The organism is Candidatus Symbiopectobacterium sp. (genome assembly GCF_020054415.1).
Lineage (GTDB): Bacteria > Pseudomonadota > Gammaproteobacteria > Enterobacterales > Enterobacteriaceae > Symbiopectobacterium.
The window spans coordinates 1-8,572 of sequence record NZ_JAHWCO010000002.1 but is presented as its reverse complement, the minus strand read 5'-3'; the positions used below and the strand labels follow the sequence as shown (position 1 = coordinate 8,572).

The following is an 8,572-nucleotide window of genomic DNA, read 5'->3' as shown; positions in this document are numbered from 1 at the left end:
GTGGGTGAAGCCATGGCCATGGTCAAAGCGCTTAACCGGATCACGCTATTAGGAATGCCGAACAGTATTCGCATCACGTAACAATCGACCCGTATGGGGCGCAGTCATTACAGGTTCTGATTTATTCAACAAAGCCCATCGGAGGTTACACTGGATACCATATGCGTCTCCATTTGCCTTTTATAAAACCGTCCTTCGCCGTCATGCACACGCGAGAACGTACATTAACGCACGATGAGCGTGCCGCCATAGAGCGCTATTTGACACTCGCCAATCTGCAACTGTCAGCTCCCAGCACGTTGCCAGTGTTACAGCGTACTCGCCAAGATCCGCGCGTCTATGTGCTCACCCACAGCATTACGCGTTATGGCCTCACTACCAACACGGCGAACAAATGGCGTTATTTTATTGATACACAAGAGATACACCTGCCTGCTGACTGGGAACAGTACATCACCGAGAACAACCATATTGAGCTGATTAACACCCGCTCAATTCCGCTGGTCGTTGCGCTCAACGGACGTTCCTTGAGTGAATGCGTTGGGCACAGCGATCAGAACATTTTACCGCCTCCGGTAATACCTGAACGTAATGCCTCGATTCGAGAAGAGGGGAATGAACGCGCCGAGATGGTTGCCGTTCGCAAGGAAACACGAGAAGAATACGCCGTACATCACGCATCGGGCATTCGTGAATCGCTTTTGATTTCATTGGCTTTTCTGCTGTTGTTTATCAGCCTGATGACGCCGTTGGCGGTGATGCCCTGGATTGCCGCTGCCGCCGTGCTGCTGGCGACCTGGAGCTGCTGGCAGCTGTTTCGCGCCCCCTCCGAGCGTGAACTGCAAGAGGTACATTGCCTGAATGGTACGCCACAGTGCCTCGGACTGTTTGGCGAATCGAACAAGGAGCAGATTTGCAATATTTCGCTGGGCAATATCGATCTTATCTATCCCCCCCATTGGCAGCATTATATCGCCTACGATCTGGCGCAGAAAACCCAAGTCGACATCTATCTGAATCGTCAGGTCGTTCGCCAAGGCGAATTTCTCTCGCTCCACGAGGAAGTCAGCCGTTTCCCCCTTCAGCGCTTTGGAAAAAACCTGATTCTCTCTGCGGGTGCGCTACTGCCCCTTATCTTGCTGCTCAGTTTCTTGCCGTTGGAATTACCGCTCAACCTGAGCATGAGCTGGCTGCACGGCGCACAGAATATCAAAGTGGTACAGGTTGACGAATTGCAAAACGCCCACCTGAAAATCGGCGATAAGTTGGATATTCAAAGCACTGGCATGTGCGATGTGCCTGCGGGCAACCGCTATCCGGGTAACGTAAAGCCCTCTGCTTTTACCCCGTTTGATTGCTCTGCCATCTACTGGAACAAGGCCGTGTCGTTACCGCTACCTAAGTCGGACGTAATCGAAAAAGCGTCGGCGCTACTGTCCGTGGTGAACGCACAGTTGCATCCCGTGACCAACGATGAAGGTAAAGTCAGTACGCAGCTCGCGTCCGCCATTCAGAAATCAGGTATGGTGCTGCTCAACAATTTCTCTAATATCGTGCTGAAAACTCAGGATCTGTGTACGCGTGAAGAGGATTGCACGCGGCTGAAAAATGCGCTGGTCAATCTGGGCAATGTGAAAACCTGGGATGCCTTGGTCAGACGCGCAAAATCAGGATCGCTTAAGGGGATGAACGTTCTGCTGCGTTCCGTTAATGCTGAATCGCTGGAATCGTTGGTGGTCAGCGCCACGGAGTCTTTTTTCTACCAAGAGATTAACGCGGCCACCGACTCGCTGAACAGCCCGCCACCCAGCGGCTTCCTTATCCGCAGCGACGAAGGCCGCCAACTCGTAAACTACCCGCTGCCGCCCAAGCCGTTTAATGAATATCATGCAACAGAGCAATGGCAAGAGTTTCAACGGCTTTCCGCCATGCTGCTGCACACACCCTTTAGTGCCAAAGGGTTTATCACGCAACTATCCACCGATGCCAACGGAACGCAGCACATCAATTTACGCAGAGATCCTGACGCCATCACGCTGTGGCGCTATTTCGGCACTGGGTTATTGATGCTGGTGCTCTCGGTAGTGCTGGTTGCAAATCTGGCGCTGATGCTGGTAAAAATGCGCAAAAGTCAGCAGCGCGAACGCGATATCAAACAGTACTACGATGCGTGCTTTTCAACCCGACTCGCCACACCTATCTTGATGGAAGGCCGCGCATACCGGATGAATGATTAGGCGCGTCTAAACACGACCCGTTGCTGACGACCGCAGAGAGCATGCTACCGACACCGTGCGACGCGGTGTTTTTCTGCACGATGCCCCCGCCGCCGCTACCGGAGTAGAGATGCAGCAAGATCTCAATTGGAATGATATCGATACCGTTATCTTGGACATGGATGGCACCCTGCTGGACCTGGCCTTTGACAGCTACTTCTGGCTGCAACTGGTACCGCAGCGATTGAGCGAGGAAAGGGATATCTCCCTGAGGGATGCCAAAGCGGTGATTGACCGGGAGTATCACGCCGTTCAACGCACATTGAACTGGTACTGCTTTGATTACTGGAGCGAACGCCTCGGTCTTGATATCTATCAGATGACCAGTGAAATAGGCGCACGCGCCCGTTTGTGCGCCGATACCGAGCCGTTTCTCGCCGCATTGGCCGCCAGTGGTAAACAGCGCGTATTGCTTACCAACGCTCATCCACACGGTCTGGCGGTCAAAATGGCGCATACCGGGCTCGACAGACACCTTGATTTATTACTTTCCACCCATACGTATGGGTATCCGAAGGAGCATCAGCAACTGTGGCAACAGGTGCACGCGCAGGTTGGATTTGATCCTGAACGCACGCTGTTTATCGATGACAGCGAACCGATTCTGGATGCTGCCAAAACGTTTGGCCTGCGCTACTGCCTGGGAGTCACCAATCCTGACTCAGGCCAGCAGGAGAGATCCTTTGCTCGCCATCCAGCTATGAATGATTATCTGGCGTTCCTGCCCGCTTTACGCATGGCGCAACGCGCGTCCGGATAATGCGTTTTATTCTCCAGACGTGTATGAGCAAGAGGTTGATATGAAAGAGAAGGCCGAGTCAGATGACAGTATTCGCTTGGACAAATGGCTCTGTGCTGCTCGATTTTACAAAACCCGGGCTGTCGCGCGCGAAGCCATCGACGGCGGCAAGGTGCATTACAATGGGCAGCGCACCAAGCCCAGCAAGTTGGTAGAACTGGATGCTGAAATCAAACTGCGCCAGGGCAACGACGAACGCACCGTACTGATCTCAGCCCTCAGTTCACAACGTCGCTCGGCACCTCTGAAGCGCAATTGCTGTATCGAGAGACCAAGCAAAGCGTCGAAAAACGCGAAAAGGTCGCCTTGGCTCGCAAGATGAACGCCATGACGATGCCGCACCCGGATCGTCGTCCCGATAAAAAAGAACGGCGCGACCTGATAAAATTTAAGCAAAGTGATTCAGAGTAGTTCCTGTCCATTAAGAGAGAAAACATGTCCAACCATGACCAACTACACCGTTATCTGTTTGAAAATCATGCCGTTCGCGGCGAGTTGGTGACGGTCAGTAATACCTACCAAAAGATTCTGGAAAACCACGACTACCCGACGCCGGTGCGACTGATTCTGGGTGATATGCTTGCCGCCACCAGCCTGTTGACGGCGACGTTGAAGTTCAGTGGCGATATCACCGTACAGCTTCAAGGCGACGGCCCGCTGAAACTCGCCGTCATCAACGGCAATAATCAGCAGAAAATGCGCGGCGTTGCCCGCTTGCAAGGCGAGATTACGCCTAACGCGACGCTGCGTGACATGGTAGGTAATGGCTATCTTGTGATCACCATTACGCCCGAGGAAGGTGAGCGCTATCAAGGCGTGGTGGGTCTGGAGGGCGATCCGGTTGCCAGCTGTCTGGAAAACTATTTCCTGCAATCCGAACAGTTGCCTACCCGGTTGTTTATTCGCAGCGGGGAGCATGAAGGCCGCCCGGTTTCCGCAGGCATGCTGCTGCAAGTGCTGCCCGCCCAGCACGTCGGCCACGACGATTTTGATCATCTGGTGCAATTGACAACAACCATCAAAAACGAAGAGCTGTTTACCCTGCCTGCGAACGAGGTGTTGTATCGCCTTTACCATCAGGAATCGGTGACGCTCTACGAGCCGCAGGCCGTATCGTTTCACTGTCACTGTTCGCGTGAACGTTGCGCAGATGCATTAATGACGCTGTCGGATGCCGATCTGCATGAGATGTTGGAGCAAGAACAAGAAATCGATATGCATTGCGATTACTGTGGTACTCACTACTTGTTCAGCGCCAGTGAGATCAGTGACATTCGTCACGCCAACGCAGACGCTACAAGGCATTGATCGTAGATATCGTTAATACCAAGCTACTGACTAAGCGGGAACTTCGGTGCACGTCTTCATTTTTCGTTCCCACAGGAGGAGAATCGTTTCACTTAACGAAAATTAAACAAAACTATGTCTCAAATTATTTAATTTTATGATTGTTATCCCAGCTAAAATAGGCTTACTCAGTACAATGATTATCAGTATGACTATAACTATTGAGGAGTAGCGATATGCAGATCAAAGGTATTGCACCACAAGCCCTCGCCGCTTATGGAATCCGCGATGTCAGCGAGATTGTCTACAATCCGAGTTATGAAGTACTTTTCCAGGAAGAGGTCGCTCCCGACCTGGAGGGATATGAACGCGGCAGAGAAACCAAACTGGGCGCTATCGCCGTCAACACCGGGTTTTTTACCGGTCGTTCGCCCAAAGATAAATATATCGTTCGTGATGACACCTCGCGTGAACACGTGTGGTGGTCGGATCAAGGCAAAGGCAAGAACGATAACCACCCCATGACTCAGGAAGTCTGGATCCACCTGAAACAACTGGTGACCGAGCAACTGTCCGGCAACCGTCTGTTTGTCATCGATGCCTTCTGCGGAGCCAACCCCGATACCCGTCTGAAAGTGCGTTTTATCACCGAGGTTGCCTGGCAGGCCCACTTCGTCAAAAACATGTTTATTCGCCCGCAAGAGGATGAGCTCACGCAGTTTGAGCCCGATTTCATCGTGATGAACGGGGCGAAATGTACCAATCCACAATGGCAGGAGCAGGGGCTGAACTCAGAGAATTTTGTCGCCTTCAACCTGACGGAGCGGATCCAACTGATCGGCGGTACTTGGTACGGCGGCGAAATGAAGAAAGGGATGTTCTCGATCATGAACTATCTGCTGCCGCTCAAGGGCATCGCTTCCATGCACTGTTCAGCCAACGTCGGAGAAAAAGGTGATGTGGCCATTTTCTTCGGTCTGTCCGGCACCGGAAAAACCACGCTGTCCACCGATCCGAAGCGCCAGTTGATTGGCGACGACGAGCACGGCTGGGATGATGACGGTGTGTTCAACTTTGAAGGTGGCTGCTACGCCAAAACCATCAAACTGTCGAAAGAAGCGGAACCGGATATTTACGGTGCCATCAAACGCGATGCGCTGCTGGAGAATGTCACGGTACGGGAAGATGGCAGCGTGGATTTTAACGATGGCAGCAAAACAGAGAACACCCGCGTCTCCTATCCCATTTACCATATTCACAACATCGTCAAACCGGTTTCCAAAGCGGGACACGCTCGTAAGGTGATTTTCCTCACGGCCGATGCTTTCGGCGTTCTGCCGCCGGTATCTCGCCTGACGCCCGACCAGACGCAGTACCATTTCCTGTCCGGCTTCACCGCCAAACTGGCTGGCACAGAGCGCGGGATCACCGAGCCTACGCCGACGTTTTCCGCCTGTTTTGGTGCGGCGTTCCTGTCGCTCCATCCCACACGTTATGCAGAAGTTCTGGTCAAACGCATGAAAGCCGCAGGGGCACAAGCCTATCTGGTGAACACCGGCTGGAACGGTTCGGGGAAACGCATCTCGATTAAAGATACCCGTGCCATCATTGATGCCATTCTCAATGGCAGCATTGATGATGCTGAAATGCATACGTTGCCAATCTTCAATCTGGCTATTCCGCGCTCACTGCCCGGCGTCGATATTCAGATTTTGGATCCGCGCAACACCTATGTCAGTCGAGCGAAGTGGCAAGAGAAAGCCGAAGATTTGGCACAGCGTTTTTGCACCAACTTCGACAAGTATACCGACACCCCTGCGGGTCAGGCGCTGGTGAGCGCCGGACCAGAAATTGGGGCGGAAATCGCACCATAAAACGCAAAAGCGCGGGCAAGCCCGCGCTTTTTTCTTCTGCGTAAACCGCCATGTTTCACCCTTCTGACGCCTCTTTTTCAACAGCTGACGACCCTTCTTTGGTCCGATCATGGGGTAAGGGCAGATAAGCACGCACGCACAGCCCACCGCGTTCGCTGGTGCCCACGTCTAGCGAGCCGTCATGCGCATCAATGATACGCTGCACGATTGCCAGCCCTAATCCCGTACCGCTGGTAGTACGCGCGCTGTCGCCGCGCACAAACGGTTGGAACAGATGTGCCAGTTGCGCAGGATCGATACCCGGACCATCATCCTCCACCTGGAACCAGACGCGTTGCAGTTCTCGTCCGCTGCTGGCCTTGATCCAACCGTTACCATAGCGCGTCGCATTGACTACCAGATTCAACGCCGCACGTTTGATGGAGAGCGGACTGATACGCACCATCAGTTCACCGTCGGAGAAATCGCTGTCAATCTGGCGCTCGTAGCCGCTCTCAGCCGCCACGACCTCGCCCAGAATACTGTTCAGATCCGCCGCCTCCATCTGCATCTCCTGGCCCGTACGCAGATAGTCGATAAACTGCTCGATAATGGCATTACACTCTTCAATATCCTTGTTGATGGACTCAGCCAGATAGTCATCATCCTTGCTCATCATCTCGGTTGCCAACCGGATACGTGTTAACGGCGTGCGTAAATCGTGGCTAACGCCCGCCATCAAGAGCGTACGATCGTCAGCCAGCAGTTTGACCCCTGACGCCATCTGGTTGAAAGCGCGCGTTACCGAACGAACCTCGGAGGCACCATACTCACGCAAAGCGGGTGGAATAATGCCTTTCCCCACTTGCAGCGCCGCATACTCCAGCTCCACCAGCGGCCGGTTCTGCAAACGAATAAACAGCCACGCCCCGCCGATGACCAGTAGCATAATCGCCAGCGTGTATCGGAATAGCGGAGAAAAGTCGCCTTGATGGATTTCCGTCAGGGGCAACCTCACCCAGATATCGGGTGAAAGCCAGGTTTTCAACCACACCACGGGGGTGTTCTTGCTGACTTCAACGCGTACATCTGTCGGGCCGCCAAGCTGCTGGGCCATTTGCTGGCTCAAAAACTTGTAGTGCTGCGCCCAACGTAGGCCGCTCTCCTCCGCCGCGGCGTTGGTATGCAGGGAAATCCCCAGCTCGCGATAGATTTCACGCCGGAACGCCGGTGGCACTTCCAGCGAAGAGCCATCCTCCAGTTGCAGCCTGTCAGTCATCAGCATGCGCACTTCGTAGGCCAAAACTTTGTTGAATTGCTGCAAACTTGGCAAAATGGCAAAATTGAGCACCACCAGATAGGTGGTGACCAGACTGACAAACAACAGAGTAACAATCAGCAACAGCGTCCGGGCAAACGAACTGCGCGGAAAAAAGCGCCATCGTCTCATGCGTTACTGCCGTCCGGTACAAAGACGTATCCCAGGCCCCAGACGGTTTGGATATAGCGCGGATGCGCCGGATCTTCCTCCACCATACGGCGCAACCGCGAGATCTGCACGTCGATGGAGCGCTCCATGGCGCTGTATTCACGACCACGCGCTAGGTTCATCAGTTTATCGCGAGATAACGGCTCACGCGGGTGGCTGACCAACGCTTTCAACACCGCAAATTCTCCACTGGTCAACGGCATCGGCTCATCATCGCGAAACATTTCGCGCGTGCCAAGGTTAAGCTTGAACTTGCCAAAGGCGATCACCGCCTCTTCCTGTGACGGCGCCCCCGGCAGTTCGTTCGCCTGACGGCGCAACACGGCACGGATGCGCGCCAACAGCTCGCGCGGGTTAAACGGTTTAGGAATGTAGTCATCAGCGCCAATTTCCAGGCCAACGATACGGTCAACTTCTTCCCCTTTCGCCGTCACCATAATGATGGGCATCGGATTGCTTTGGCTGCGCAGGCGACGGCAAATAGAGAGCCCATCTTCACCCGGTAACATTAGGTCCAGCACCATCAGGTGAAAAGACTCACGCGTCAGTAAACGATCCATCTGTTCAGCATTGGCTACGCTACGTACTTGAAAACCTTGCTCCGTCAGGTAACGCTCCAGCAGTGCGCGCAGGCGCATATCATCATCTACTACCAGAATTTTATAGTTCTCTTGCATTTTCATTCTCCAAAAGCGTAATCGCTGCCGATGCCGTATTGTTCAAAAAACGGTCGTGTATTCAATGAGTTGATGTAGCATCAAACGTAGTACTCGCGTTCGATGTAAGTACCGATGATCCTATCGTGCATTTCGGATGATTTTGAATATCCGAGCGTCTTGCGATTGAGCCGTTGCAATCGGTTACGCAG

7 protein-coding genes and 2 pseudogenes are annotated in these 8,572 nt (G+C 53.3%); 6 read left to right on the top strand and 3 right to left on the bottom strand.

What is annotated here, in order from left to right; all coding sequences use genetic code 11:
- The 6 genes and pseudogenes from QZ506_RS00055 to pckA form a co-directional block, all read left to right on the top strand.
- Positions 1-81, top strand: a pseudogene (locus QZ506_RS00055) (lipoprotein); the annotation flags it as partial.
- Between the two features lie 80 nt (positions 82-161).
- Positions 162-2,237, top strand: coding sequence for an IgaA/UmoB family intracellular growth attenuator (locus QZ506_RS00050; RefSeq protein WP_291968254.1), 2,076 nt, complete (start codon positions 162-164; stop codon positions 2,235-2,237).
- 109 nt (positions 2,238-2,346) lie between these two features.
- Entirely contained in the window at positions 2,347-3,036 is a 690-nt protein-coding gene (gene yrfG / locus QZ506_RS00045; protein WP_291968256.1) for a GMP/IMP nucleotidase, read from the top strand.
- 40 nt (positions 3,037-3,076) lie between these two features.
- Positions 3,077-3,486 (top strand): annotated as a pseudogene (hslR, locus tag QZ506_RS00040) (ribosome-associated heat shock protein Hsp15).
- 24 nt (positions 3,487-3,510) lie between these two features.
- A complete protein-coding gene (gene hslO / locus QZ506_RS00035; RefSeq protein ID WP_291968253.1) occupies positions 3,511-4,383 on the top strand; it encodes an Hsp33 family molecular chaperone HslO in 873 nt (290 codons plus the stop codon).
- A 215-nt stretch (positions 4,384-4,598) separates the two neighbouring features.
- Positions 4,599-6,236: a phosphoenolpyruvate carboxykinase (ATP) gene (gene pckA, locus QZ506_RS00030; protein WP_291968252.1), complete on the top strand. Its 1,638-nt coding sequence runs from the start codon at positions 4,599-4,601 to the stop codon at positions 6,234-6,236.
- Between the two features lie 55 nt (positions 6,237-6,291).
- Here pckA and envZ read toward each other — a convergent pair whose 3' ends face one another.
- The 3 genes from envZ to QZ506_RS00015 all read right to left on the bottom strand — a co-directional run.
- The gene (gene envZ, locus QZ506_RS00025; RefSeq protein ID WP_291968251.1) at positions 6,292-7,665 is read right to left on the bottom strand and encodes a two-component system sensor histidine kinase EnvZ; all 1,374 of its coding nucleotides are present in this window, start codon (positions 7,663-7,665) and stop codon (positions 6,292-6,294) included.
- Positions 7,662-8,381 carry a two-component system response regulator OmpR gene (gene ompR, locus QZ506_RS00020; RefSeq protein WP_291968250.1) on the bottom strand — a complete coding sequence of 240 codons (720 nt, stop codon included), beginning with the start codon at positions 8,379-8,381 and terminating at the stop codon, positions 7,662-7,664. Before ompR ends, envZ begins: the two co-directional genes overlap by 4 nt.
- A gap of 80 nt (positions 8,382-8,461) precedes the next feature.
- Positions 8,462-8,572, bottom strand: a 111-nt coding sequence (locus QZ506_RS00015) for an IS1 family transposase (RefSeq protein ID WP_291968255.1), incomplete at its 5' end; no start/stop codon positions are given.

Excerpts from the sequence above, each read along its gene's own strand:
- envZ (WP_291968251.1), bottom strand. The coding sequence starts at position 7,665 with ATGAGACGATGGCGCTTTTTTCCGCGCAGTTCGTTTGCCCGGACGCTG.
- pckA (WP_291968252.1), top strand. The coding sequence starts at position 4,599 with ATGCAGATCAAAGGTATTGCACCACAAGCCCTCGCCGCTTATGGAATC.
- yrfG (WP_291968256.1), top strand. The coding sequence starts at position 2,347 with ATGCAGCAAGATCTCAATTGGAATGATATCGATACCGTTATCTTGGAC.
- ompR (WP_291968250.1), bottom strand. The coding sequence starts at position 8,381 with ATGCAAGAGAACTATAAAATTCTGGTAGTAGATGATGATATGCGCCTG.
- hslO (WP_291968253.1), top strand. The coding sequence starts at position 3,511 with ATGTCCAACCATGACCAACTACACCGTTATCTGTTTGAAAATCATGCC.
- QZ506_RS00050 (WP_291968254.1), top strand. The coding sequence starts at position 162 with ATGCGTCTCCATTTGCCTTTTATAAAACCGTCCTTCGCCGTCATGCAC.